This is a genomic window from Pontixanthobacter aquaemixtae (assembly GCF_009827395.1).
Lineage (GTDB): Bacteria > Pseudomonadota > Alphaproteobacteria > Sphingomonadales > Sphingomonadaceae > Pontixanthobacter > Pontixanthobacter aquaemixtae.
On record NZ_WTYX01000002.1, the window covers coordinates 158,158 to 182,661 of the forward strand.

Annotated in this window: 24 protein-coding genes; 7 read left to right on the forward strand and 17 right to left on the reverse strand. The window is 59.7% G+C overall.

The features are described 5' to 3' along the window. Positions 1 to 52 precede the first annotated feature (52 nt). Positions 53 to 946: a dienelactone hydrolase family protein gene (locus GRI41_RS09705; RefSeq protein WP_160604823.1), complete on the reverse strand. Its 894-nt coding sequence runs from the start codon at positions 944 to 946 to the stop codon at positions 53 to 55. Positions 947 to 1,087: 141 nt separating this feature from the next. On the opposite strand from GRI41_RS09705, the gene GRI41_RS09710 reads away from it, so the two are divergent. The 4 genes from GRI41_RS09710 to GRI41_RS09725 all read left to right on the forward strand — a co-directional run bounded on the left by GRI41_RS09710 (position 1,088) and on the right by GRI41_RS09725 (position 6,117). Continuing rightward, positions 1,088 to 3,226 (forward strand): PQQ-dependent dehydrogenase, methanol/ethanol family, encoded by a 2,139-nt coding sequence (locus GRI41_RS09710; RefSeq protein ID WP_407985554.1) that lies wholly within the window; start codon positions 1,088 to 1,090, stop codon positions 3,224 to 3,226. Between the two features lie 16 nt (positions 3,227 to 3,242). Beyond that, the gene (locus tag GRI41_RS09715; protein ID WP_160604824.1) at positions 3,243 to 4,121 is read left to right on the forward strand and encodes an alpha/beta fold hydrolase; all 879 of its coding nucleotides are present in this window, start codon (positions 3,243 to 3,245) and stop codon (positions 4,119 to 4,121) included. 107 nt (positions 4,122 to 4,228) lie between these two features. Then, positions 4,229 to 5,653 (forward strand): aldehyde dehydrogenase family protein, encoded by a 1,425-nt coding sequence (locus GRI41_RS09720; RefSeq protein WP_160604825.1) that lies wholly within the window; start codon positions 4,229 to 4,231, stop codon positions 5,651 to 5,653. After that, positions 5,653 to 6,117, forward strand: a complete 465-nt coding sequence (locus GRI41_RS09725) for a protein tyrosine phosphatase family protein (RefSeq protein WP_160604826.1) — start codon at positions 5,653 to 5,655, stop codon at positions 6,115 to 6,117. The genes GRI41_RS09720 and GRI41_RS09725 overlap by 1 nt, the downstream gene beginning before the upstream one ends. On the opposite strand, the gene GRI41_RS09730 is transcribed toward GRI41_RS09725, so the two are convergent. From GRI41_RS09730 to GRI41_RS09755, 6 genes are all read right to left on the reverse strand, one after another. After that, a complete protein-coding gene (locus GRI41_RS09730) occupies positions 6,111 to 7,235 on the reverse strand; it encodes an FAD-dependent monooxygenase (protein ID WP_160604827.1) in 1,125 nt (374 codons plus the stop codon). The two genes, GRI41_RS09725 and GRI41_RS09730, sit on opposite strands and share 7 nt — an antisense overlap. Before the next feature lie 104 nt (positions 7,236 to 7,339). Next, a complete protein-coding gene (locus GRI41_RS09735) occupies positions 7,340 to 8,125 on the reverse strand; it encodes an SDR family NAD(P)-dependent oxidoreductase (RefSeq protein ID WP_160604828.1) in 786 nt (261 codons plus the stop codon). A 50-nt stretch (positions 8,126 to 8,175) separates the two neighbouring features. Beyond that, positions 8,176 to 8,577 carry a VOC family protein gene (locus GRI41_RS09740; protein WP_160604829.1) on the reverse strand — a complete coding sequence of 134 codons (402 nt, stop codon included), beginning with the start codon at positions 8,575 to 8,577 and terminating at the stop codon, positions 8,176 to 8,178. A 2-nt stretch (positions 8,578 to 8,579) separates the two neighbouring features. After that, positions 8,580 to 9,434, reverse strand: coding sequence for a formyltetrahydrofolate deformylase (gene purU, locus GRI41_RS09745; RefSeq protein ID WP_160604830.1), 855 nt, complete (start codon positions 9,432 to 9,434; stop codon positions 8,580 to 8,582). After that, a complete protein-coding gene (locus GRI41_RS09750) occupies positions 9,427 to 9,756 on the reverse strand; it encodes a hypothetical protein (RefSeq protein ID WP_160604831.1) in 330 nt (109 codons plus the stop codon). The genes purU and GRI41_RS09750 overlap by 8 nt, the downstream gene beginning before the upstream one ends. A gap of 86 nt (positions 9,757 to 9,842) precedes the next feature. Continuing rightward, the gene (locus GRI41_RS09755; RefSeq protein ID WP_160604832.1) at positions 9,843 to 10,853 is read right to left on the reverse strand and encodes an NAD(P)H-dependent flavin oxidoreductase; all 1,011 of its coding nucleotides are present in this window, start codon (positions 10,851 to 10,853) and stop codon (positions 9,843 to 9,845) included. Positions 10,854 to 11,079: 226 nt separating this feature from the next. Between GRI41_RS09755 and katG the strand changes: the two genes are divergently transcribed. Then, positions 11,080 to 13,260 (forward strand): catalase/peroxidase HPI, encoded by a 2,181-nt coding sequence (gene katG, locus GRI41_RS09760; RefSeq protein WP_160604833.1) that lies wholly within the window; start codon positions 11,080 to 11,082, stop codon positions 13,258 to 13,260. A gap of 136 nt (positions 13,261 to 13,396) precedes the next feature. Here the strand turns inward: katG and GRI41_RS09765 are convergent, their stop codons facing one another. Continuing rightward, a complete protein-coding gene (locus tag GRI41_RS09765; protein WP_160604834.1) occupies positions 13,397 to 14,212 on the reverse strand; it encodes a LytTR family DNA-binding domain-containing protein in 816 nt (271 codons plus the stop codon). Between the two features lie 122 nt (positions 14,213 to 14,334). Between GRI41_RS09765 and GRI41_RS09770 the strand changes: the two genes are divergently transcribed. Then, positions 14,335 to 14,895 (forward strand): DUF2306 domain-containing protein, encoded by a 561-nt coding sequence (locus GRI41_RS09770; protein ID WP_160604835.1) that lies wholly within the window; start codon positions 14,335 to 14,337, stop codon positions 14,893 to 14,895. Between the two features lie 9 nt (positions 14,896 to 14,904). On the opposite strand, the gene purT is transcribed toward GRI41_RS09770, so the two are convergent. From purT to GRI41_RS09790, 4 genes are all read right to left on the reverse strand, one after another. Further along, entirely contained in the window at positions 14,905 to 16,077 is a 1,173-nt protein-coding gene (gene purT / locus GRI41_RS09775) for a formate-dependent phosphoribosylglycinamide formyltransferase (protein WP_160604836.1), read from the reverse strand. 10 nt (positions 16,078 to 16,087) lie between these two features. Further along, on the reverse strand, positions 16,088 to 17,866 hold the full coding sequence (locus tag GRI41_RS09780; protein WP_160604837.1) for a hypothetical protein: 1,779 nt from the start codon (positions 17,864 to 17,866) through the stop codon (positions 16,088 to 16,090). Positions 17,867 to 17,946: 80 nt separating this feature from the next. After that, entirely contained in the window at positions 17,947 to 19,158 is a 1,212-nt protein-coding gene (locus GRI41_RS09785) for a cation:proton antiporter (protein ID WP_202388787.1), read from the reverse strand. Between the two features lie 21 nt (positions 19,159 to 19,179). Then, positions 19,180 to 20,460, reverse strand: coding sequence for an aspartate kinase (locus tag GRI41_RS09790; RefSeq protein WP_160604838.1), 1,281 nt, complete (start codon positions 20,458 to 20,460; stop codon positions 19,180 to 19,182). A gap of 64 nt (positions 20,461 to 20,524) precedes the next feature. On the opposite strand from GRI41_RS09790, the gene ubiG reads away from it, so the two are divergent. Continuing rightward, a complete protein-coding gene (gene ubiG, locus GRI41_RS09795) occupies positions 20,525 to 21,295 on the forward strand; it encodes a bifunctional 2-polyprenyl-6-hydroxyphenol methylase/3-demethylubiquinol 3-O-methyltransferase UbiG (protein WP_160604839.1) in 771 nt (256 codons plus the stop codon). Here the strand turns inward: ubiG and GRI41_RS09800 are convergent. The 5 genes from GRI41_RS09800 to GRI41_RS09820 all read right to left on the reverse strand — a co-directional run bounded on the left by GRI41_RS09800 (position 21,283) and on the right by GRI41_RS09820 (position 24,486). After that, entirely contained in the window at positions 21,283 to 22,299 is a 1,017-nt protein-coding gene (locus GRI41_RS09800) for a glycerophosphodiester phosphodiesterase (protein ID WP_235901190.1), read from the reverse strand. The two genes, ubiG and GRI41_RS09800, sit on opposite strands and share 13 nt — an antisense overlap. A gap of 26 nt (positions 22,300 to 22,325) precedes the next feature. Continuing rightward, positions 22,326 to 22,673 (reverse strand): ArsC family reductase, encoded by a 348-nt coding sequence (locus tag GRI41_RS09805; RefSeq protein ID WP_160604841.1) that lies wholly within the window; start codon positions 22,671 to 22,673, stop codon positions 22,326 to 22,328. A 9-nt stretch (positions 22,674 to 22,682) separates the two neighbouring features. Further along, a complete protein-coding gene (gene ruvC / locus GRI41_RS09810; protein WP_160604842.1) occupies positions 22,683 to 23,156 on the reverse strand; it encodes a crossover junction endodeoxyribonuclease RuvC in 474 nt (157 codons plus the stop codon). Positions 23,157 to 23,281: 125 nt separating this feature from the next. Next, the gene (locus GRI41_RS09815) at positions 23,282 to 24,034 is read right to left on the reverse strand and encodes a YebC/PmpR family DNA-binding transcriptional regulator (protein WP_160604843.1); all 753 of its coding nucleotides are present in this window, start codon (positions 24,032 to 24,034) and stop codon (positions 23,282 to 23,284) included. Positions 24,035 to 24,090: 56 nt separating this feature from the next. Next, a complete protein-coding gene (locus tag GRI41_RS09820) occupies positions 24,091 to 24,486 on the reverse strand; it encodes a hypothetical protein (RefSeq protein ID WP_160604844.1) in 396 nt (131 codons plus the stop codon). Positions 24,487 to 24,504 lie beyond the last annotated feature (18 nt).

Genomic DNA, 24,504 nt, shown 5'->3' on the forward strand with positions numbered 1-24,504 from the left:
CATGCTTCGTTACCCTAGATTCCCGCTTTCGCGGGAATGACGAAGGGGGTGGTTAAAGCCCCCAAAACAACACCAGCATCCGCTCCCACGCCCGATCTGCCTCGGCTTTGTCATAAACCGGCGAGTCTATCGTGCACCAGCCATGCGCGGCGGGGTAGACTTCGATTTCTGCCGGGCGGCCTGAGGCATCGGATGCTTTGCGCAGTTCCACCTTGTCGTCGGGGCTGCGTTCGTCATCATTTTCGGCGACAGCGAACAGGTAGCTCGCCTGCGTTTTCTGCATCAGCTTGTGCGGGCTGTCCTCGTCTTCGCGCACCAAACCGCCTCCGTGGAAGCTGGCGGCGGCTTTGACGCGGTCTGGAACAGCCGCGGTCGAATAGACGGTGAACGGGCCCCCCATGCAGTAACCGTTGCTGCCGATCCCGCGCGATGTATCGACCACTTCCTGCGCATCGAGAAACGCCACCGCGGCCTTCGCATCGCGCATCACCGCGCGCGAGCCCAATTGATCGATCATCGGGCGCAGTTTTGCGCGGCCTTCATCGGTGCGCCATTCCATGAAACTGCCGAGCACGGGCGCTTTGGCGCTGCGGTAATATTGGTTCATCGCGAGCACGGCATAACCCGCCTCTGCCAGCCGGGTGGCCATGATTTCATAGGCTTCGCGCAGCCCGGCAATATCGGGCCACAGGATCACACCGGGATGCTTGCCCGATGCCGGATGGACGAAAAACGCGTCAACCGTGCCATCTTCGGCCGAGAATTCGACCATCTTGCCCACGGTTGTTCCCTCTGGCGGGGCGGCGAGACTGCCATCGGTGGGCGCGCAGGCAGCAACCGCAGCGACCCCGCCCAACGCCCCTGCCCGCGCGGCAAATTCGCGGCGGCTTAGCTGCATCCGCTTTAGCGCGGCCTCTTCTTGTTCCAGAGTGAAATCATCGCACATGCATCGTCTCCTTTGTGCATATCATGCGGCGCGGCGGCGGTTTGTGCAAGGGAATGGACTCGCGCGCAAAGTTGCGGCAACACAGTTTCAAACAGCGACCGAAAAGCGTTCGGCGCAGACAATCCTTGGGAGAGGGCATTGATGAACAAACTCATATTTGCAGCGGCGGCGACTTTGGCATTGTCCGCTTGTGGCCAGTCAGCCGATGACATGAGCGAAACCGGCATCAGCGCCGAACGCCTGCTGGCGGCGCAGTCCGACGATGCAAACTGGATCACCTATGGCCGCAATTATGAGGAGCAACGCTATAGCCCCCTTGATCAGGTCAACGCCGAAACGGTCGGCGATCTGGGGCTGACATGGTTTGCCGATATGGACACCGCGCGCGGGCAGGAAGCGACCCCGCTGGTGATGGATGGCAAGCTCTATGTCACCACTGCGTGGAGCAAGGTGAAGGCATACAACGCAGCGACGGGCGAACTGCTGTGGGAATATGACCCCGAAGTTCCCGGCGAAACCGGCGTGAAGGCATGCTGCGATGTGGTCAATCGCGGGGTTGCGGCATGGGGCGATCATCTGTTCCTGGGCACGCTGGACGGGCGGCTGGTGAAGCTGGACCGCGAGACGGGCGCCGTCGAGTGGGAGAAAGTCACCGTCGATCAGGAGAAAAGCTACACCATCACCGGCGCGCCGCGCATTGTTGATGGCAAGGTCTTTATCGGCAGCGGCGGCGCGGAATTCGGCGTGCGCGGCAATTTCGCGGCCTTCGATGCGGGCAGCGGCGAAGAGCTGTGGCGCTTCTACACCGTGCCTGCGGGTGACGAGGATGAAAATTCTGCCGAATATCTGCAAGCAGCAGCGAAGACATGGTCCGGCGGTGTGCTGGGCAGCGAAAGCGGCATTGGCGGCGGCGGCACCGTGTGGGACGCAATGGCCTATGATGCCGGGCTCGACATGCTCTATATCGGTGTCGGCAATGGCAGCCCGTGGAACCGCGCCTATCGCAGCCCGGGCGAAGATGGCACCGGCGAAGGTGACAATCTCTACCTCTCCAGCATTATCGCGGTGAAGCCGGAAACGGGCGAATATGTCTGGCATTACCAGACGACCCCGGGCGAAACATGGGATTTCACCGCGACGCAGCACATCATGCTGGCCGATCTGGAAATCGACGGGGCGCAGCGCAAAGTGCTGATGCAGGCGCCGAAGAACGGATTCTTCTATGTGCTCGACCGCGAAACGGGCGAGTTCATCAGCGGCGATGCCTATGTTCCGGTCAATTGGGCGACCGGCATTGACGAGAATGGCCGCCCGATCGAAAATCCCGAAACGCGGATCGACGTGACCGGCAAACCCGCAATTGTCGCGCCCGGCGCGCTGGGCGGTCATAACTGGCATCCTATGGCGTTCCACCCTGGCGAAGGGCTGGTCTATATCCCTGCATTCGAAGCGGCGATGGCCTATGCCCCCGAAGAGAACTGGAAGCCCGATCCCAAGCGCGGCTTTAACGTTGGCTTTGATCTGGCGGCGGGCGACCTTCCCCCGGACGAGGGTATGCGCCGCGAAATCGCCGGAACTCTGAAAGGCACATTGATCGCATGGGATCCGGTGGCCAAGAAACCGCGCTGGACGGTCGAACATCCCGGCCCGTGGAATGGCGGCTTGCTCGCGACCGGTGGTAATCTGGTTTTCCAGGGAACTGCGGGCAGCGAATTCAACGCCTATAACGCGGCAACGGGCGACAAGCTGTGGAGCTTCGCTGCACAGACCGGCGTGGTTGCCCCCCCGATCACTTATACAGTCGATGGGGAACAGTATGTCGCGGTGCTGGCCGGTTGGGGCGGCGCCTATGCGATTACCGTCGATGGTGATCTGCTCAAACGCAAAGCGCCCGTTCGCAATGTCAGCCGCTTGCTGGTGTTCAAACTGGGCGGCAAAGCGCAGCTGCCGGCAGCGGCCGAGATGGTGCAAACTCCGCTCGATCCGCCACCCAGCCGCGCATCGGCGGATGTTATTGCCGCAGGCGGGAAAAGCTATGCCCGCTATTGCGCGGTGTGCCACGCACCGGGTGCGGTCGGCTCCACCGTTCTGCCCGATCTTCGCCGCAGCGGGGCATTAGTCAATGCGGCAGCCTGGCAGAGCATCGTCCATGACGGCGCGCTGGAAGATAACGGCATGGCGAGCTTTTCAGAATCGCTTTCCAAGGAACAGATCGACGCGATCCGCGAATGGGTGATCTTCCGCGCCAATCAGGACAAGGCGCTGGAAGGCGAACGGTAAGGTTGCCCGCACTCCTATGGATGCGGTCCGGCTGACGCTTCACAACGGTCCGCTGTCTTTTAGCGCAACCGCTATGGGCAGCGGGCCAACCGTGCTGTGCCTTCACGGCTTTCCCGACAATGCCACATCGTTCCGCCAGCAATTGCCGTTTCTGGCAGAGAACGGATATCGCGCGGTCGCGGTAACATTGCGCGGTTATGAGCCCGGCTCGATCCCCGCTGACGGCGATTATTCGATGCAGGAGCTGGTGTCCGATGTTGTCGCCTGGGTCGAGGAATTGGGCGGTGATCCTGTTCATATTGTCGGCCATGATTGGGGCGCGGCCATCGCCTATTCCGCCGCCGCCTTTGCGCCCGACAAATTCCGCAGCGCCGCGGCAATGGCGGTTCCGCATCCCACGCGCTTTGGCGTGGAGGCGCGCCGCTATCCAAAGCAAGCGATGCTGTCATGGTATATGCTGTTTTTCCAGCTGCGCGGCCTGTCCGAACGTATAGTCCGCGCGCGCGATTTCGCTTTCATCAAATGGTTATGGCGCAAATGGAGCCCCGGCTGGACACCATCGCATGCGGAAATGGGCAGCGTCATCGCAACGCTGCGCCAACCCGGTGTGCTTGAGGCGTCGCTCGGCTATTACCGCGCTGCACTGGGCGGCAAGAAACCGCCTGCTTCCGGAGCCGCGCAGCAGCATTTCAAACTGCATGTTCCGATCTTGGCGATGACCGGCGCGCGAGACGGCTGCGTCGACACCGCAATTTTCGAGAAGCTGCTTCATGACGAAGATCACTGCGCCGGTCTCCGCTTCGAACGCGTCCAGGGCGCCGGACATTTTCTTCATCAGGAGAAACCAGATGCATGCAATGCGATCCTGCTCGATTGGTTAAAGGGCAATAGCTGACGGCAAAATACCCCTGACGACGGCAACCGACACGTGATAGGTTGCGAGCAAAGACTAATGCGATTCGCCGCGAGGCGGATTCTTCATGAAAATACGGAGAGACTTCTATGAGCAAGAATTATCAAAATCTGATCGACGGCGAACTCGTCAGCACTGATGCGACGATGGAAGTTCTCAACCCCGCAAACGAGGAAGTGATCGGCCTGGTCCCCTCTTGCGGCAAGGAAGAACTGGACCGCGCGGTTGCGGCAGCGCGCAAAGCCTTCAAGTCATGGTCCAAGACCTCGATCGAGGAACGCCGCGCGGTAATTCAGGCCATGTCCGGTGCGATCAAGGAAAACGCCGACGAACTGTTCCGCCTGCTGACCAGCGAACAAGGCAAGCCGCACGAACAAGCCAAGGGCGAAATTTTCGGCGCGGCCGGAATGATGGCGGCGCAATCGACGCTGACGCTCGAAGACGAAATCAATGAAGATAGCGACCAGCGCCTCAGCCGCACCCGCCGCGTGCCGGTGGGCGTGGTCGGCGGCATTGTGCCGTGGAATTTCCCCGTGATGATGGCGATGCAGAAAATCGCGCCCGCTCTGCTGAGCGGCTGCACAATCGTGCTCAAGCCTTCGCCTTTTACGCCGCTGGCGACTTTGCGCGTGGCCGAATTGGTGAAAGACATCGTACCTGCAGGCGTGGTCAATATCATCACCGGCGAAGACTCGCTCGGCCCGTTGATCACCGGCCACGAAGATATCGACAAAATCACCTTCACCGGCTCCACCGCGACCGGCAAGAAAATCATGGAAGGCGCATCAAAGGATCTCAAGCGGATCACGCTCGAACTGGGCGGCAATGACGCCTCGATCGTACTGCCCGATGCCGATGTAGAAAAAGTCGCCGAACAATTGTTCTGGTCCAGCTTCTCCAATGCGGGGCAGATCTGCGTCGCGGCCAAGCGCATCTATATCCACGAAGACATTTATGACGATCTTTCCGCCGCCATCGCCAAAGTCGCCGAAGGCGTGACCGTGGGCGACGGATCGCAGCAAGGCACCGGCGTCGGCCCGATCCAGAACAAGAAGCAGTTCGACCGCGTGTGCGAACTGATCCAGGATGCCAAGGACAATGGCTACAAATTCCTGACAGGCGGCGATGTCGATCCTTCGGGCACGGGCTATTACGTGCCGATCACCATCATGGACAATCCGCCCGAAGACGCGCGGATCGTGGCAGAGGAACAATTCGGTCCGGTCATGCCGCTGATGAAATTCAGCACTGAAGAAGAAGTGATCGCGCGCGCAAACAATTCCGAATACGGGCTTGCAGGCGCGGTCTGGACCAAAGACACCGACAAAGGCGTGGCGATTGCCGAACAGCTTGAAACCGGCACCGTGTGGATCAACGAATTCCTCCACCTGAGCCCCTTCGCCCCGTTTGGCGGCCACAAGCAATCAGGCTTCGGCGCCGAATATGGCAAGGAAGGCCTGCTCGAATTCACCTATCCGCAAGTGATCACGGTGAAGAAAGACGCGCTGGTTTAATGTCCGCAGGCGCTGGCGACCCTGACGATATTCGGGGTTGGCAGCGCCTTTCGGGCTCCATCACGACATCGGGCAAACTTGATCCCGGCGATCCCGCCCGCCTGGCAAAGCTGGGCGTGCATCACGTCATCAATCTCGCGCTGGATGATCATGAAGAGGCCTTGGCAGGCGAAGCGGAACTGCTCGCCGCGATTGGCATCCGCTACACCCATATCCCGATACCGTTCGATGCCCCCTCGGCAGAACATTACGCGCGGTTTCGCGAGGCAATGGCTGCGTCCACCGGCCCGGTTCACGTCCATTGCATCATGAATTACCGCGTCTCGGCGCTTTTCTACCTGCTCCACCGCGAGGGAGGAATGGAAGAAAGCGAAGCGCGGGCAATTATGGCGCAGCAATGGGACCCGCTGGGCTCAGATCATCCCGCAGCAAAACCATGGGCGAAATTACTCACCGCTCAGTGATAGACCGGTACCACCAATCTGCTTAGCAATTGCCGCTCTTGCGCCCATCGCGGTGTCAGCGCGAAACTGCCGAGGACCGCAGCGCGGACAAAGCGGTTCGGCATATGCGCCGCCTGGCCCATCAAGGCCGATTCCCGGACATAGCTACGCACCCGTTTGAGGCGCTGATGTTCCAGCGCCGGAAGGATTTGTTCCGGTGGCAAGCGCTGTGCCAGCACAGCAAGCGCCCAAGCATCCTCGATGCTCTGGCACGCGCCCTGACCTTGGTTCGGCTGCATCGGATGCGCCGCATCCCCAATGCAGATGATGCGGCCATTGCCCAGGACCTTGGGTGGCGGTTTGGCGTGGATCGCGACAGGTATACATTCCTGTGCGGCGGCCAAGGTGCTCGCGACGGGATCGGGCCACTGTGCTGCGCATTCTGTGATTTTCGGCAAAGTCATTTCCGCAACATCGGCTGCTCTTCCGGCGCTTCGCATATAGAACCAGTACCGCATGCCCTGCCCTGCATCGAAAACGCCAAAGCGGTCATCGTCGCCCCAAAATTCCCGCGCAAAACCGGACGGCAAAGGTTGCTGCGGCGTGTTGCAGAGACCCAACGCACCGACATAGCCAGCAAATTGCGGTTCGATGCCTGACAGAACTTTGCCGATCCGCGAATGAATTCCATCGGCTGCAATCAGGATATCGGCCGAAGCGATCGTTCCGTCTTCCAGTTCAACCGCGGCTTTGCCATCGTGGAGGTTTGCATCGGCAACTGCCGCATCGAGCCTGACATTCTCGGGTCCAAGGTGATCGAGCAGAATTTGCTGCAACAGGGCCCGCGTCGGTAGAAAAGAGTCGCTTGTCGATACATCCATGGGACCCATCAGCATCCGGCCATCTTTACGGCCTAGGGATACTTTCCTGATTTGCGCTGCTCGTGCGCGCACGGCATCGCCGCATCCCAGCCCGTCGAGCCCCGCCATCGCATTGCCCCAGATCGACAGGGCCGCGCCCATTGGCACAATCGCGGGTGCCCGCTCATAAACTGTCACAGCAAAGCCGGCCTTACGCATTGCAATTCCGGCCGCTAGGCCCGCAATTCCTCCGCCGATGATGGCACATGTGCGCGGCATGGCTTTATCCCTTCGACAACGCGTCAAATCGGGTTAGCGCGAATTCTTTCGATTTGCTGCTGCAAAGCGCGCAGTGGTTGTTGCGCTCTGTCGAACAAGCCTGCTTACATCCGCATCCGCGCGCTTTGGCCGTCATCGACCTTGATTACAGCGCCGGTCACGCATTCGCTGGCCGGGCTGCACAGGTAAAGCAGCGTGGAATCGAGCTGCGCTGCCACGGGGACGCGTTTGCGCGCGACCCATTCGCGGGGATCGCCGATCCGTTCGAACATGCCGTCGGTCATCTCGCTGACGAACATACCCGGTGCAATCGCGTTGACGTTGATATTGGCGAAGGCCCATTCGGTGCTGAGCGTTTCGGTCATGCGCGCAACCGCGGTCTTGGTCACCGCGTAGAGCGCCGCCCCGCCGCCATCATAGCGGAAATGCGCGGTCGAGCTGATATTGACGATATTGCCCGGCTTCTTCGCCGCAATCAGCCGCCGCGCAACATCGGTCGCAAGCAGCCATGGCGCGCGCAGATTCACGCCCAGCACGTGATCGACCAGATCGACCGACATCTTGTGCGCACGCTGCGCATCGGGAACGCCGGCATTGTTGACCAGAATATCGACCGTGCCGAATGCCGCCTCTGCCGCATCGACCGCTGCCGACAAGGCATCCGCGTCGCGCGCGTCCATCGCCACCGGCAGCGCTTTGCCACCGACAGAGGTAATCTCTTGCGCCAACGCTTCGAGCCGGTCCATCCGTCGCGCGCATAAGGCAACCGCCGCGCCTTGGTTTGCGAGCACCCGGGCGAAACGCTCACCCAAACCGGAAGACGCGCCGGTAACCAACGCAACGCGCCCGGTCAGATCGTGGTTTGTATTGGGAATCGGGAATTCAGCCATGCTCTTCTCTCCAAAAACTGCAAACTGTCTTGCACCCGATTGCGCCTTGTTCAGCCATCAAAGAAATTGAGTTCCAGCAGCACATTGTTCGGGTCGGCAGTAAATATCTGTTTGATGCCGGATGCCGAGTGATCGCTCACCCGGTAATCCGCGCCGCGCGCGTCCAGCCGTTCGCGCATCGCATCGAACCCCTTGCACCGGAAAGCAACGTGATGGATTGCCCCGGTTGGCGCACCAACTTCTACATCGCGGTCATAACGGCGCGCGAAATCTTCCGAATTGAGATGCAGGATGGCATTTCCGGCGCTGTCATACATCCACCGCACCTGATCTGGGCGCATATGCGCAGGCCCGTCGCGTTCTTCCAGATCAAGTAGCGCAGCGTAGAAACGCGCTGTCGCTTGCAGATCGGCGGCGATGATATTCACATGGTCCAGCTTTTCGACAATCATGATTACCCCCTGAATACCACGGTGCGTTGACCGTTCAGCAAAACGCGTTCTTCCAGATGGAGCCGCACGGCTTCTGCCAAAACGCGGCTTTCGATATCGCGGCCCTTGCGGACCAGATCGTCGGGGCTGTCGGCATGTGTGATCGCTTCGACATCCTGATGGATGATCGGCCCTTCATCGAGATCGGTCGTGACATAATGCGCCGTCGCGCCGATCATCTTCACCCCGCGCGCATGCGCCTGGTGATAGGGTTTGGCGCCTTTGAAGCCCGGAAGGAAGCTGTGGTGGATGTTTATGCACCGCCCCGCGAAATGCGCCGCCTGCTCGTCCGATAATATCTGCATATAGCGCGCCAGAATGACCAGTTCGGCGTCAACTTCTTCGGCAATGGCGCGGACCTGTGCCTCTTGTTCGGGCTTGGTTTCTTTGGTGATCGGCAAGTGATGGAACGGCAGGTCCGACAGGTCGATATGGGTGATCGCCTCTGCCGGATGGTTTGAAACAATCGCGACCGGTTCCATCGGCAATTCGCCGATCCGCCAGCGATAGAGCAGGCTCGCCAGACAATGATCGAATTTGCTGACCATCAGCAGCACGCGGCGCGGACGATCGCGGCTGACTATTTTCCAATCCATATCCTGCCGCGCGGCGAAGAGGCCAAACCCTTCGCGCAATTTGTCTGAAGAAGCCCCCGCCGGATCAAACGCGACGCGCATGAAAAACGCATTGCTTGCCCGATCGTTGAATTGCTGCGCCTCCAGCACATTGCAGCCTTGTTCAAACAGAAAACCCGTGACGTTGGCAGTGATCCCGGGCTTGTCCGGGCAGGACAAAGTGAGGATGAGCGGGTCAATCATATTCAAACCGTGTACCATTACGTTTGCAATACGCTATCCACCAGTCATTCTCTTGTTCCGAGTATCCAAGCAACCGACCCTCTTCACGCTCATGGGCCTCCGTCCAGCGCTCAGCTATTGATTTCAGCTGCATCATTGCATCTATCCGCCATTCCTCGCCAGGAAGCACGAATAGCACATGATGCCATCGGCGGACGTCTACACCCTGTGATTCATCGGTCACGTGGTGGTCGCTTCTAACGATCTTGCCATTGCTCACATCTCGGGCAAACCATTGAAAGTATCTTTGCACAACCGGCGGGAAATGTCCGTCAGCATCCACGAAGTAAGCCAGTGGCTTCTTCCCCAACCGCATCAAGCCCAGCTCGCGGTTAGTATGGATGAGGTAGGGCGGCGTGCCGTGCACCCTTACCGCCGTCCCAATGCCTCTTCGCTTTGCGTCATCAGCTTCTGGATGATGTCGGCAACGGACTCTTCGGCCTTGAGCATCCCGACCGATTGGCCCGCCATTATCGAACCGTTCTCGACATCGCCATCGATCACCGCGCGGCGCAATGCACCGGCCCAGAAATGTTCGATTTGCAATTGCGCCTCGCCCATCTCGATTTCGCCTGCATCGAGCAGCTTGGCGACTTCGATCTGTTTTGCGGTAAATTCTTCGGTGCCCTTGTTCTTGAGCGCGCGCACCGGAATCACCGGCAGGCGCGGATCGACCTGCACGCTGGTAATGGCATCGCGGGCATTGGCGCGGAAGAACGCCTTCTTGAAATTCTCATGCGCAATGCTTTCTGCGGCGCAGGCAAAACGCGTGCCCAGCTGCACCCCGACCGCGCCCATTTCCAGATAACCGGCAATCGCCTGACCGCGCCCGATCCCGCCTGCGACGAAGACCAGATGGTCCTCCGCCAGTTCGGGAAGGAATTCCTGTGCCAGAACCGAAGTCGAAACCGGGCCGATATGGCCGCCCGCTTCCATCCCTTCGATCACCAGCGCATCGCCGCCGCTGCGCAGCAGCTTTTTCGCCAGTGCCAAAGTCGGCGCGAAAACGATCACTTTGGCGCCGAACGCCTTGATCGCTTCGACGCTGCCCTTGGGAGGGATGCCGCCCGCCAGAACCACGTGGCCCACACCATGTTTCGCGCAGACATCGATCAGGTCGAACAATTGCGGATGCATGGTGATCAGGTTTACGCCGAACGGTTTATCGGTCATCGCTTTGGTCGCGGCGATCTCTGCGTCAAGCAAGTCGGGCGTCATTGCGCCGCAAGCGATCACACCAAAGCCGCCGGCATTGGAAATTGCCGAGACCAGATTGCGTTCGCTGACCCAGCTCATCGCGCCGCACAGGATCGCATATTCGCTGCCAAGAAATTCGGTTCCGCGCTGCATCAGCGCGCTTGTTTTCGGAAAATTGCTCATACCGTCGCGCTTAGAAGGCAGCGCGCAACGCGGCAAGAGGCATAGCTATGCCGGGCCGGAACCAACCGCCCTGCCGCCCATTGGACAAGTATAACAAGCAGCTTGCCTGACCGCCGGCTATTAATCGGTTTTGTCGATAAGGGTGACAGGAGTTAATTGCTTCCCTCGATTGATCCGGAGGCGTAGTCAGGCATCATAGAATCACCAAAACGAGAGGAATTTTTCCATGGACATGAAAACTGGCGAACTTAGCGGCGGCTGCCCCTTTAGCGGCGCAGACAGCGTGCGCAGCCTGCACGGCCGTACCAACAGAGACTGGTGGCCCGATGCGCTGCAGCTCGATATTCTCGGCCAAGGCGGCAAGTCGCCCGATCCATTGGGCGACGATTTCAACTATGCCGAAGCTTTCAACGCGCTCGACTATGATGCGCTGAAAGCCGATCTGACTGCGCTGATGACCGACAGCCAGCCTTGGTGGCCGGCCGATTATGGTCATTACGGCCCGTTCTTCATTCGCATGGCATGGCACGCAGCCGGCACATACCGAACCGGTGACGGGCGCGGCGGGTCGAGCAGCGGCCAGCAACGCTTTGCGCCGCTCAACAGCTGGCCGGATAACGGCAATCTCGACAAGGCGCGCCGCCTGCTGTGGCCCGTCAAACAGAAATACGGGAAGAATATCAGCTGGGCTGACCTGTTCATCCTTGCCGGCAATGTCGCGATCGAAAGCATGGGCGGCCCCGTCTTCGGCTTCGGCGGCGGACGTGCCGACGTCTATGAACCCGAAACTGTCTATTGGGGAACCGAAGACAAATGGGTCGATGAAGGTGTTGCAACGCGCATCATCCCTGACGAAGGCAAAGCGCTCGATAATCCGCTCGCAGCCATCCAGATGGGCCTGATTTACGTCAATCCGGAAGGTCCCGGCGGTGATCCGCACGACGCCGAAGGCATGGCGCGTGACATGCGCGAAACATTCAGCCGGATGGCAATGAATGACGAGGAAACCGTTGCTCTGACAGCCGGTGGCCACGCATTCGGTAAAGCGCATGGTGCGAAACCATCCGATACATTCGGCGGTTCGCCCGAATCCGAAGCGCTTGCTTTGCAGGGCTTCGGCTGGCTCAACGACAAGGACGAAATCGGCCGCGGTAACATCACCACCTCGGGCATCGAAGGCGCTTGGACCAACACCCCGACACAGTGGACCGGCGACTATTTCCGCCTGTTGCTCGATTATGATTACGAGCTGGTGCAAAGCCCCGCGGGCGCCAACCAATGGCAGCCTATCGACCAGAAGGAAGAGGACATGGCGCCCGACGCCCGTGACCCTTCGAAGAAGGTTCCGACCATGATGACCACCGCCGATATGGCGCTGAAGCGCGATCCGGAATATCGCAAGATTTCCGAACGCTTCCGCAATGACCAGGCGGCATTGGATGACGCCTTTGCCCGTGCATGGTTCAAACTGTGCCACCGCGATATGGGCCCCAAAGCCCGCTATCAGGGGCCGGAAGTTCCAAGCGAAGATCTGATCTGGCAGGATCCCGTTCCGGAAGGTTCGACACCTGCCAACGGTGCGGTCGCGGATTTCAAATCGGCAATCCTCGAAAGCGGTCTGTCGGTGAGCGAACTGGTCAAAGCTGCATGGGCTTCTGCCGGTACATACCGCAATTCGGACCATCGTGGCGGCTCGAATGGCGCGCGCGTCCGTCTCGCTCCGCAGAAGGACTGGGCCGCAAACGATCCCGAAGAACTGTCCAAAGTTCTGGGCAAGATCGACGAATTGCGCGGCGATATTTCGATGGCCGACGCGATCGTATTTGCCGGTGCGGCAGCGGTCGAGAAGGCAGCGAGCGATGCAGGCTTCAATGTCAGCGTACCGGTAACCGGCGGCCGCGGCGACGCGAGCGACGAGCAAACCGATGCTGAAAGCTTCGAACCGCTGGAACCGTTTGCCGATGGTTTCCGCAACTATCTGCGGACCAAGGCAACGGTAAAGACCGAAGAAATGCTGGTCGACAGAGCGCATTTGCTGGGTCTTTCGACACCGGAAATGACCGCATTGGTCGGCGGCATGCGCGCATTGGGCGCGGTTTCCGGCAACACCGGCCACGGCGTCTTCACCGACCGTCCCGGCCAGCTGACCAACGACTTCTTCGTCAACCTGCTCGATATGGCGAACGAATGGAAACCGGTCGATGGCAGCCAGGATGAAGAATTTGTCGGCAGCGACCGTGCAAGCGGCGAAGAGAAATGGCGCGCAACCCGCGTTGACCTCGTCTTCGGTTCAAACTCGCAGCTTCGCGCTGTGGCTGAAGTCTTCGCCGAGAATGGCAACGAGCAGAAGTTCGTCGACACATTCGTTTCGGCCTGGACCAAGGTGATGGAAGCAGGCCGCTTCTAAACCCGACACCCTCTCCCCCCGAGGGTCGCAAGAACCCCTCCGTCGTTTCGGCTTCGGAGGGGTTTTTCTTTGCCTATCGCACGCGCTCGGGAACGGCGCTCTGACTGAAAGAAGAACGCCCTTCGATCTGGAATCGTCAAGCCTGGAACCAGCCGGCCTCTTTCAATCCGGGCGCGGCGCCGCGCGAAACGGGGGCTTCCAACCCGCCATCCAGTTGCAAACGGATGTTGCGGCCTTCGCGCCGCGAGCCCTGTACGGCGCTTCGCGCGACCCACCAGCTGCGATGCACCTGCGCGCCTTCCAGCCCTTCCAGTTCCGCCACCGCATCGCGCATTCTCAACAGGATCAGGTCAGACCCCAGATCGGTATGCGCGCGGACATAATGGTCTTCCATTTCCAGCGCGATCAGATTGGTGCCCAAGGCCGGCGACAAACGTTCAAGAAAGCGGTTGGCTTCCGGCCCGCGCGCGGCATCGTCACCCGCTACTGCGCCCTGCCCGGCCACCCCTGTCCCGCCATCGGTTTCATGCACCCGGTTTTCCAGCATGTAGAACAAGGCTGTCACGCCGCCGCCGATCACCAGCACGTAGAGATAAGTGATCACCGCGGCTTGCAGCGAGGGGAATATTGCTCCGCCAGGCAAACGGCCGATAGCGATGACCGCGACAGTCATCGGAATGGTCGCAAGCAGCACCGCTGCGGTCCATAGGCCGGGCCGCGGCAAATCGAGCGCTCCGCCAAGCCGGTCAACGAAATGGCTCATCGGGCTGTAAATCGCATAGCCGAGATAGGAAAAGCCCAGCCATGCGACCAGCCGGTAGGCTAGAGGCTGTTCGAAACTTCCGAACGGACCGATCAAAGCCAGCACCACGCCGATCACTGTCATGATCGACAGATCGACGATCAACTTGCGCGCCAGTTTGTCGCGTGGGGGCTTGTCCGTTTCGCTCATCTGCGCGCGAAACTAACGCCCATTCGCGCTTCGTAAAGTGGCAATCCCCCTGAAATCCGCCGCTTTCACGAAGCCGATGGTCCGTTGGCGCAGATGCGATTGCGGGTGAACGGGCATGCGGCATGATCGCCAGCAAGACACGATTACAGGAGAACACCGTGCACGCAGCAATCACCCCCGGCCTCAGCCCCAAGGGCGGTTTCGATCTTGGCCCGCTGAACCGCGCGATCATTGGCGCAGCATCGGTCGCAATGTCGGCCATTTGTCTTTTTGCCCTGACCCGCGGCATCATGGGCGCTGCGCCAGACCACTATGGCTGGCGTAACTGGTCGGTAATGATCCATGTCGCAACGGTCATTCCGGCAGTGCCGCTGGGCGGCTATTTGCTGCTGACCCGCAAGGGCACCAAATTGCACAAGATGCTGGGCAAGGTCTGGCTTGGCCTGATGGTGGTCACGGCCATTGCGATTGTCTTTATCCGCGGCGGCACCGACTTTTCGTGGATCCACATCTTTGTCCCGATGACGCTGCTGGGTTCCTACAAGGCAATCTCTACCGCCCGCGCGCGCGACATTCAGGCGCATAAGAAACACATTGTCGGAATGTATATGGGCGCGCTGATGATCCCCGGCATTTTCTCGTTCATGCCGGGGCGCTTCATGTGGGCGCTGCTGTTTGGTTAGGAGGCCCGGCTACTCGCCGTAACCGATCCGCACTTTGCCCGCTGCATCTTTGGCGATGCGGCGGGCGTCGTCGGTTGATCCCGCGCAGGCCAGCGCCACGCCCATCCGGCGATAGGGCCGCGACGTAGGCTTGCCGAATATGCGTATATCCGCGCCTTGCTCCATAGCCTCTGCAAGGCCCGAATAGGTCAAATCATCGCTATCGCGGTCGGCGAGGATAACCGCCGATGCCGATGGACGCGCGCGGATCATTGCCGGAACTTGCAGCCCCATGATCGCGCGCGCATGCAAATCGAACTCGCTGAGATTTTGCGATACCGAAGTAACCATGCCCGTATCATGCGGCCGCGGGCTGAGTTCGGAAAAAATCACCTCTTCACCCTTCACGAAGAATTCCACTCCGAACAGGCCCCAGCCTTTGCCATTGCCTTGCAGCGCCTCGACCACTTTGCGCGCCATATCCTGCGCTTCACCAATCGCGGCATCGGACATTTCGGTCGGCTGCCAGCTTTCCTGGTAATCGCCGCGTTCCTGCCGGTGGCCGATAGGCGGGCAGAAACTTGTCCCGTCCCTGTGCCGGATCGTGAGCAGGGTGATCTCGTAATCGAAGTCGATAAATTGCTCGACGATCACTCGCTGGCGGTCACCGCGCATATTGGCAACGGCATAGTCCCACGCCTCTTGCAGCGCCGCCGCATCGTCCACTTTGCTTTGGCCCTTGCCCGAAGAGGACATCACCGGCTTGATCACGCAGGGGAAGCCGGTGATTTCCGCCGCCGCGCAGACTTCCTCGAAATTTTCCGCATAGCGGTAGGTCGAAGTCCTCAGGCCCAATTCCTGCGCCGCCATATCGCGGATCGCATCGCGGTTCATGGTCAGCTGGGTCGCCCGCGCGGAAGGCACGATATTGACGCCGTCCTGCTCCAATTCGGCCAGCACTTCGGTCCGGATCGCTTCAATTTCCGGCACGACATAATCGGGCGCATGCTTTGCCACCGCCTCGCGCAGTTTCGCGCCATCGAGCATGGAGAAAACTTCGCGCGCGTCGGCAAGCTGCATTGCGGGCGCATTGTCATAGGCATCGCAGGCGATGACATAGGCGCCCAGCCGTTTGGCCGAGATCACAAATTCGCGCGCCAATTCGCCCGAACCAAGGAGAAGGATTTTTGCTGTGTGCGGCATGGTCGCCCGTTTACCTGCTGGAACTGTTCGCGGCAATTATCGCCAATGCCCCCAGCGCCAAGGCGACTTTCCCCATATTCGCACCCTTGCGCGGCGGGCGGCAATCATTGCCCCACATATCCCAATATTTGATGCAATGGATGTAATCGCCGGACATGTAGACTTTGACCGATCCGGTTGATCCGTTGTTATAGGTGTAATCGACTTCGTAATAGCGGTTGGCGATTCCGCCGATCACATAGCCGCTGCGCATATTGCGCACCGTGCCCGGGTTGTAGCGGTTAATCCACCAGCTCTGGCTGTCTTGCAGGATCATCGTATCGATCGCGCGCAAAGCGGCCGCGCGTTCGGGCGATGCGCGTACCTGTTCGATCGCGGAAGCCGTCCGGTCTTTCTGGAGCCGCGCTGCTATTGCATTCCTGCGATCCCGCTCGCGCTTTTCGCGTGCCAGCCGTTGGGCACGCTCGCGCTCCGCCGTTTCGCGCGCAATGCCCGCGCGGCGATCGGCAAAATGGTACTGCTTATAGGGCGCCGTATAGGTGAAATCCGATCCCGAGAACGCCACTTGCGACACCCCGTCAGCATCGGTTTCAACGCCGTATAATGTCCCGTCTTTCGCGACGAGTCCGGTCAACCAGGTGGTCCGCGATGTGCCGATGACTTTTCCCTGAAACGCCACGTCACCATTCTTGGATCGCACATTGCTGACAAGATTGGCGAACGTGTTACAGGGCAAATTCACATTGGCTGCGTCGGCATGGATCCGCTTATATTCATTGCAGCGCGAAGCCGCAGAGGAATTGGCAAAGCGCGGCAATGTGATCGCGCTGGGCTGCTGGAATCGGTCGCGCACATAGTCTGCGGTTTCAAAATCTGTGCCGAACAGCAAGGGTGCGTAACACCCGGCCAAGCGGCCCTGGGTCAGCTCGCTGGCCAAAACCCATTCGTCATTGCCATTGGCAAAGACGCGGTAACGCTGCCCGCGGCGATTATTGGCGAGCAAAACTTCGGTCCCGTATTGGGTGAATTCCGAACGCTTCATACAGGTCGCGTCGGGATTGGCATTCAACGTTCGCGCGGCAATGGTCCGCATGATCGAATCGCCGGGCAGAGGCGGACGTTGTTCTTTCCATTTGGCGAAAATCGCTGCATCGCCATCGACCGCCGCAGTCGATACCAGCGTGCCCCGCCCGATAGTGATCGCATAATTGCCTTTCATCGGCTTGGTGACCACCGACATCGCCTCTCCGCGTTTTTCGGCGAAGAACATCCAGATAAACGGCTGGGTGAATTGTTCGCGGCCCTCGGCGCTCCAGGACCGGTTGAAAACGGCCATCGCAACGGGGCGCTTTTTGGCTTCCAACTGGCTGCGGACCAGCGCGCTCGACGTTGTGCAAGCTTGTTCCCCGTTCTGGGAATTATAGGCCGCGCAGGCACCGTCATCGCTCGAAGCCAGCGCAATGCCTTCAAGCCCCAGACGCTTGCCGCGTTTGCGGACATCGGTGCTGTGCCAGCCAAAACCCTGATGACGCAGCCGGTAACAGGTCTGCGCGGCATCGGCCGTACCATAGCCGACAAAGCTGCGCTTCTGGGGATCGCCCACATAGAGATAGCGGCGAGGAAGCGGCCCCGTGCCGCCGACTATATGATCATATTCGAGTTCGGCGAACAGCGTTCCCAGTTCGAGCACCTGATCGCGCGACATACAGCGGTCCGCGCTGATTTCATTGGCATGTGCATCAACCGTCAGAAAAAGCGCGCCGATAGCGCATAAGACAAACCGAATCATAAGCCCCCCTCTGCGCGCAGCTTAACGAGCTGAAATGATTGTTCAATATGAAGGCGGGAGGCGTTCCGGCCCGTTTTCCTTTACTTCCCGGCGGCCCCTGCGCCGTAGGCGCGAACAATCGGAAAGGCGCTTGCGCCATGAAGGACGATGCTGATCAGCACGGTCAGCACCACGCAGGCCAGCACTTCATCCATGCCGGGAATATCGTAGCTCTCCATCACCAGCAGGCCAAACAGGATCGAGGCAAGGCCGCGCGGGCCGAACCAGCCGAGAAACAGCTTGTCACGCCAGCGCAATCCGGTGCCGGTTAGCGAGAGGACCACCGGTATGATCCGCACCGCGGTCAGGAACGCAATCGCAAGCACCGCCGTCTGCCAGCTGGCATGGGCAAGGCCGGCCGGCGCGAGCACCAGTCCGAAGACAAGGAACGTCGCCATTGTCAGCAACTGCCCCTCGCTTTCCATAAATTCGGAGACAAAATGGCTCGGCGACTTGCGCAGATTGCCAAAGGTCAAGCCGCCCACAAATGCAGCGATCAACCCGTTTCCGCCGGCAAGTTCGGCAGCAACATAGCAAAGAAAGGCCGTGCTCAGAAAATAGATGCCGCGATAGGCCTCGGTCACGAAATCCCGCTCTACCGCAATGTCCATGAACTTCGCCGCTAGCGCACCAACCAGTATCCCTGCGATCGGACCCAAGGTGATCTGGGCCAAGCCGAACAGCAGCAGATTGTCGGGCCCCTCCGCCATTGCGCCACCCGCTTCCACGGCCGCAAGAGCAGCCATGATAACGACCGGCACAGCCAACCCGTCATTAAGCCCGCTTTCGACCGCAATTCCTTCGCGAAGATTTTCCGGAATCGCCTTGTCGGTCACCACGGCCTGACCCAGCGCGGCATCGGTGGGCGTCAGGATCGCGGCGACCAGCAAGGCCACAGCCCAAGGTTGATCGGGCGAAACCCAATGCGCAACCAGCGTTCCGAAAGTAATCGCCAGCGGCATTGCGACAAGCAACATCCGCGCAGGAATGCCGCCGCTCATTCGCAAATTGGCAAAGCGCACCTGCGACGCGTCGGAGAATAGCAGAAGCACCAGCGTGACTTCGGCCAGCAAATGCAGGATCTCAAACTCGGCCTCGCCGGGAAAAAGCTCTGCGCCGGCAAGAAACCCCAGATAGCCAATGGTGGTGAAGATGATCGGCATTGTGACAACCGACATCTCGAGCCGCTTGGACATCGCGGCAAAGCACAAGACCGCCATCAGCAAGAGGCCGATGGAGGATAGTGTGCTCAAAAGCTGCTTCGCTTCATTCGATCACGCCGCCTCGTCACTTGCGTCCAATCCGTAGGCTGTGTGCAGCACGCGCACGGCCAGTTCGGTTTCGTCTTCGTCGATGATCACGCTGACCTTGATTTCCGAGGTGGTAATCGCCTGGATATTGATCCCGCGATCGGCCAGCGCCTTGAACATCGTGCTCGCGACACCCGCATGGCTTTTCATGCCCACGCCGACAACGCTGATCTTGGCGATATGATCATCGGTGATGATCCGGTTGAAACCGATTTCGCTGCGCTTGTCCTCCAGCAGCGCTTGCGCGCGCGCCAGATCGGCCTGCGGCACGGTGAATGTCACGTCGGTCTCGCCCTTGTCGCGGCCCACATTCTGGATGATCATATCGACATTGATTGAGGCGCCCGCGAGCGGTTCGAAAATATGCGCCACCGCGCCCGGTTTGTCGGGCACGCGGGTCAGGATGATTTTCGCTTCATTCTTGTCATGCGCGATGCCGGTGACGTGTTGGCGTTCCATATCACTGTCCTTCAATATCTGGTCCATCTCCTCGTCGGAGACAATCAATGTGCCGGGAAATTCGTCCGCAGGCGTGGCGTCATCATCGATAAAGCTGGAAAGGACCTGCACGCGCACGCCCTCTTTCATCGCCAGACCGACCGAACGGGTCTGCAGAACCTTTGCCCCGACCGATGCAAGCTCCAGCATCTCTTCGTACGTCACCGCCTTTTGCTTGCGCGCCTTGGCAACAATCCGCGGGTCGGTGGTATAAACCCCGTCAACATCGGTGTAGATATCGCAGCGATCTGCGCCGATCGCCGCCGCCACTGCCACTGCCGACGTATCCGATCCACCGCGCCCCAGCGTCGCGATCCGGCCTTCTGCCGACACGCCTTGAAAACCGGGAATGACCGCGATTTCTCCGCGTTCGAGCGCCGCGATCATTTCGGGCGCATCGATCGATTCGACGCGCGCCTTGGAGTGCGCCTCCACCGTCTTCATCGGCATTTGCCAGCCAAGCCAGCTGCGCGCTTTGCAGCCCAGCGATTGCAGCGTCAGCGCGAGCAGGCCGGAAGTGACCTGCTCTCCGCTTGCCACCACCACGTCATATTCCGCCGGATCATACATGGCATTGGCTTCGCGGCAGAAATTGACCAGCCGGTCGGTCTCACCCGCCATCGCCGAAACGACCACCGCAACTTCATGCCCGGCGGCCTGCTGGCGGCGCACGATATTCGCGACGCGGCGAATGCGCTCGGTCCCGGCCATCGATGTGCCGCCAAATTTCATCACAATGCGTGCCAAGCGCGGGGACTCCCAAAACATACGGATACTGGTGCGAGCTTCCCCGCGCTGTTACGAAGCCTGCATGAGCGATGCAACATTTAGCCGCGAAACATCTTCTTCGGCTGCCTCAACTTCTGGAGCAACCATTCGTCCCGAAGAGGCGGCGCATTTCGGCACTCTGGCGAAGGATTGGTGGGATCCGAAGGGCTCTTCGGCGATGCTGCACAGGCTCAATCCGGTGCGGCTGCGCTTTGTCCGCGATGCGGTGGACGAACATTGGGGCGGCGATGCCCAAAGCGTGAAACCGCTATCGGGCAAGACCGCGCTTGATGTCGGCTGCGGCGCGGGGTTGCTGTGCGAGCCGCTGGCGCGGATGGGGGCGGAAGTAACCGGCGTCGATGCCGCGCCGGAAAATGCGCAAGCCGCCGCGCTCCATGCCGAAGGGTCGGGCCTCGATATCCGCTACATCGCTGGCGAAATTGGGCAGCAGGATATTGGCCGGTTCGATCTGGTCACATGCCTCGAAGTGATCGAACACGTTGCCGACAAACAAGCTTTTCTCGCCGATCTTGCTGCGAAACTCGCACCGGGCGGCTTGATGATCCTTTCCACTCCCAACCGCACAGCGGCGTCGAAACTGTTGTTGGTTGAAGGGGCCGAAACGCTGGGCATGATCCCGCGCGGCACGCATCACTGGGATGACTTTATCACGCCCGATGAATTGGCATCGCTGCTGGAGGACGTCGGCCTGACCATGGGAGAGCCCGTGGGAATTGCCTTCAGCCCTGCCAAGGGGCTGCATTTGTCGGGCGAGCTCGCGCTCAACTATATCGTCACAGCCTACGGTTCGTAATTGCCGCTTTCGCGCAGGATCACCGCGGCGCCCGGGTGATCGGTAAAAATACCATCGACTTTTGCCGCGACCAGCAAGCCCATCAGGATTGGCAGCGCACCAACACCGCGCGGGTTGTCGTTTGTGCGAAGCGGCGGCGGCATAAAAGTGTTTTCGCGGCGCAAAGTCCACGGGTGCACTTTCAGCCCAACTTCATGCGCATCGCCGACAAAGCTTTTCGCGCTGCCATCATCGTTCAGGATAAAGCCGAAATGCGGGCCGATCCCGTCAGCATATTTGGCAATCTCTGCAAGGCCCGATGGAGTCGCCATTTCGGCATAGCGCATGGCCGGCTCGTCCGCCGGGCCGCCTTCGGGTGCGATCAATTGCACCAAGCGCACATCACTTAGCTGGTTCAAACGCTGCAACGGGCCGACTTCGAAACATTGGACGAAAATCGGATCGCTGGCTTTGGTGTATCCCGCTTTCTTCAGAGCCAGCACCAGCAGATCGACGCTGTCGATCCCTTCATCCTGCAGCAGGAAATTGGGATGCTTAAGCTCGGGATAGATCCCGATCCGCTTGCCCAGTTCCGCCTCTTTGGCTTTCACCAGCGCAACGATCTCTTCGAATGTCGGCACTTGGTAGAGGCCGTCAAACTGCGCGTTCTCGGGCCGGATATAAGGGAGCCGTTCCTTCGCGCGCAGCGTTTGCAGCTCTTCCAGAGTGAAATCTTCGGCGAACCAGCCGGAAACGAGAGTCCCGTCGATGGTCTTGCTACGGCGGCGGTCGGCAAACTCCTCCCGGCTTTCAACATCGGTAGTGCCCGAAATCTCGTTTTCATGGCGCGAGACGAGCACGCCGTCCTTGGTCACCACCAGATCGGGTTCGATATAATCCGCGCCCTGATCGATCGCGCGTTCATAGGCGGCCAGCGTGTGTTCGGGCCGCTCACCGCTCGCGCCGCGATGCGCGATAATCAGCAATTCACTATCGACATTTTGAGCAATAGCGGGAGTGGTCATTGCGGCCCCCATCGAAACCAATGCACCTAAGAGAAAGCTGCGGACCATTCGTCTTCCTTAAATCCAACCAGAAGGCCGCCAGCATGTTCGACGACCGGACGTTTGATCATGCTGGGGTTCTGCGTCATCAGTGTGACAGCCTTGGCCGCATCGATGTTTTCCTTGTCTGAATCGTCGAGCTTGCGGAATGTGGTCCCGCGCTTGTTGAGCAGCACTTCCCATCCCTTGTCCGCAACCCATGCGGTCAGCTTGTCCGCATCCGCACCTTCCTTTTTGTAGTCATGGAAGGTGTAATCGACGCCGTTCGCGTCGAGCCATTTGCGCGCTTTCTTGACCGTGTCGCAATTGGGGATGCCGTAGAAATGGGTGGTCATTGTCTTTCCTTACAATCTTGGAGCCAAATGCGCATCAGCAATCGCCACCGCCAGCGCATCGGCTGCATCGGCGCCTGCTACTTTCACGCCGGGCAGCAGCACTTTGAGCATCGCCTGAACCTGCGTCTTGTCTGCTCCGCCGGTGCCGACAACTGCTTTCTTGACCTTGCGCGCCGCATGTTCGTTGACGTGCAGCCCGGCAGCACCGCACGCGGCCAAAACCGCCCCGCGCGCCTGCGCCAGCTTCAGGGTCGATTGCGGGTTCTTGTTGACGAACACTTCCTCCGCCGCCGCGCGATTAGGTGCATACTCCGCAATCACCGCGGCGAGGCCGGATTGCTGCGCCGCCAACCGATCGGCCATAGGGGCCTTGGGATCGGTTTTGATCTGGCCGTTCGCAACATGCGCAATGCGCGAACCCTCCGCCCGGATCACGCCCCAGCCCGTGCAGCTAAGCGAAGGATCAAGGCCGAGGATGATCATCTAAAGAGCTAACTTCCAGGCGTTTGAGATCGGAGCGAGAATGGTACTCATTGAGAACCGGCGCGCAGCGGACATTTGGTCCGTGAGCACCGGAAGCGGAAATGAGTGCCCTTCGCAGCCCGATATCAAGCGGCTGAGTCCAACTTCTCCATGACCTCGTCGGAGATTTCGTAATTCCCCCATACGGTCTGGACATCATCGTCATCGTCAAGCGTATCGATCAGTTTGAGCAGAACACCGGCATCTTTCTCGTCCAGATCGACAGTCAGATTGGGCTTCCACGCCAGTTTGACTTCCTTGGCTTCACCCAGAGCTTTTTCAAGATTTCCGGCCACTTCGTGCAAATCTTCCGGAGCGGTCCAGATTTCGTGCCCGTCTTCGGAGGACTGGATATCTTCAGCGCCCGCTTCCAATGCGGCTTCGAGAACCTTGTCTTCGCCGCCCGCTTCTGCGGGATATTCGACATAGCCAAGCCGTTCAAACCCGTGCGCGACCGAACCTTCGGTCCCCAGATTGCCGCCATTCTTGGCAAAGGCGGTGCGCACGGCGGTGGCGGTGCGGTTGCGGTTGTCGGTCAGCGCCTCGACAATGATCGCGCTGCCGCCGGGGCCATAGCCTTCATAGCGGACTTCTTCGTAATTCTCGTCATCGCCGGCTGTCGCCTTGTCGATCGCCCGCTGGATATTGTCCTTGGGCATCGACTGCGCCTTGGCGGTGTTGACCGCCAGCCGCAGGCGCGGGTTCATATCCGGATCGGGCGTACCCATTTTCGCCGCAACGGTAATCTCGCGGCTCAGCTTGGAAAACAGGTTGGAACGCTTTTTGTCCTGCGCACCCTTGCGGTGCATGATGTTCTTGAATTTGGAATGGCCTGCCATGGGTTCGCTCTGATTAGGGGAAATTTTCTTCCGTTTAGTCGAGTGACCCAGCAAGCTCAAGCATCACGCCGGGCAATCTCTTCGATGAGGCCCGAAGGCATCTCGCGCCGCCCATAGACCGTATTGTCGATCAGGTCTGACGGGCCGGTCAGAACCAGAGACTGATGCCTGCCTTGCCACCCGTCAAATACTGGCAAGTCGAGAAAGACCGGGAGCGAGGCCGTCACCAGTTTCTTAGTTTTCCCAAGTAACGCTTCATCAAACGAATGGGCGCTAAATCCCTGCGTAATCTGGATTTTGTAGGCTGCGGTAATTGATTCGATCACGGTATAGAACTCGAACAATTTGGTCCCGTCCGCCCGACCGATAATCAGCCGGATCTCGTGGTCGGGCCCGCCAGCATCCCATAGCGCGTATTCGCCGGTCGAATCCCGCAGACGCCTGTTATCCAATTGAAAACGCATGGCTCA

Excerpts from the sequence above, each read along its gene's own strand:
- GRI41_RS09800 (WP_235901190.1), bottom strand. The coding sequence starts at position 22,299 with ATGACCACTCCCGCTATTGCTCAAAATGTCGATAGTGAATTGCTGATT.
- GRI41_RS09735 (WP_160604828.1), bottom strand. The coding sequence starts at position 8,125 with ATGGCTGAATTCCCGATTCCCAATACAAACCACGATCTGACCGGGCGC.
- GRI41_RS09780 (WP_160604837.1), bottom strand. The coding sequence starts at position 17,866 with ATGATTCGGTTTGTCTTATGCGCTATCGGCGCGCTTTTTCTGACGGTT.
- GRI41_RS09770 (WP_160604835.1), top strand. The coding sequence starts at position 14,335 with ATGATCGCCAGCAAGACACGATTACAGGAGAACACCGTGCACGCAGCA.
- GRI41_RS09755 (WP_160604832.1), bottom strand. The coding sequence starts at position 10,853 with ATGAGCAATTTTCCGAAAACAAGCGCGCTGATGCAGCGCGGAACCGAA.
- GRI41_RS09710 (WP_407985554.1), top strand. The coding sequence starts at position 1,088 with ATGAACAAACTCATATTTGCAGCGGCGGCGACTTTGGCATTGTCCGCT.
- GRI41_RS09740 (WP_160604829.1), bottom strand. The coding sequence starts at position 8,577 with ATGATTGTCGAAAAGCTGGACCATGTGAATATCATCGCCGCCGATCTG.
- GRI41_RS09705 (WP_160604823.1), bottom strand. The coding sequence starts at position 946 with ATGTGCGATGATTTCACTCTGGAACAAGAAGAGGCCGCGCTAAAGCGG.
- GRI41_RS09715 (WP_160604824.1), top strand. The coding sequence starts at position 3,243 with ATGGATGCGGTCCGGCTGACGCTTCACAACGGTCCGCTGTCTTTTAGC.
- GRI41_RS09730 (WP_160604827.1), bottom strand. The coding sequence starts at position 7,235 with ATGCCGCGCACATGTGCCATCATCGGCGGAGGAATTGCGGGCCTAGCG.
- purU (WP_160604830.1), bottom strand. The coding sequence starts at position 9,434 with ATGATTGACCCGCTCATCCTCACTTTGTCCTGCCCGGACAAGCCCGGG.
- katG (WP_160604833.1), top strand. The coding sequence starts at position 11,080 with ATGGACATGAAAACTGGCGAACTTAGCGGCGGCTGCCCCTTTAGCGGC.
- GRI41_RS09765 (WP_160604834.1), bottom strand. The coding sequence starts at position 14,212 with ATGAGCGAAACGGACAAGCCCCCACGCGACAAACTGGCGCGCAAGTTG.
- GRI41_RS09815 (WP_160604843.1), bottom strand. The coding sequence starts at position 24,034 with ATGGCAGGCCATTCCAAATTCAAGAACATCATGCACCGCAAGGGTGCG.
- GRI41_RS09805 (WP_160604841.1), bottom strand. The coding sequence starts at position 22,673 with ATGACCACCCATTTCTACGGCATCCCCAATTGCGACACGGTCAAGAAA.
- purT (WP_160604836.1), bottom strand. The coding sequence starts at position 16,077 with ATGCCGCACACAGCAAAAATCCTTCTCCTTGGTTCGGGCGAATTGGCG.
- GRI41_RS09720 (WP_160604825.1), top strand. The coding sequence starts at position 4,229 with ATGAGCAAGAATTATCAAAATCTGATCGACGGCGAACTCGTCAGCACT.
- ruvC (WP_160604842.1), bottom strand. The coding sequence starts at position 23,156 with ATGATCATCCTCGGCCTTGATCCTTCGCTTAGCTGCACGGGCTGGGGC.
- ubiG (WP_160604839.1), top strand. The coding sequence starts at position 20,525 with ATGAGCGATGCAACATTTAGCCGCGAAACATCTTCTTCGGCTGCCTCA.
- GRI41_RS09725 (WP_160604826.1), top strand. The coding sequence starts at position 5,653 with ATGTCCGCAGGCGCTGGCGACCCTGACGATATTCGGGGTTGGCAGCGC.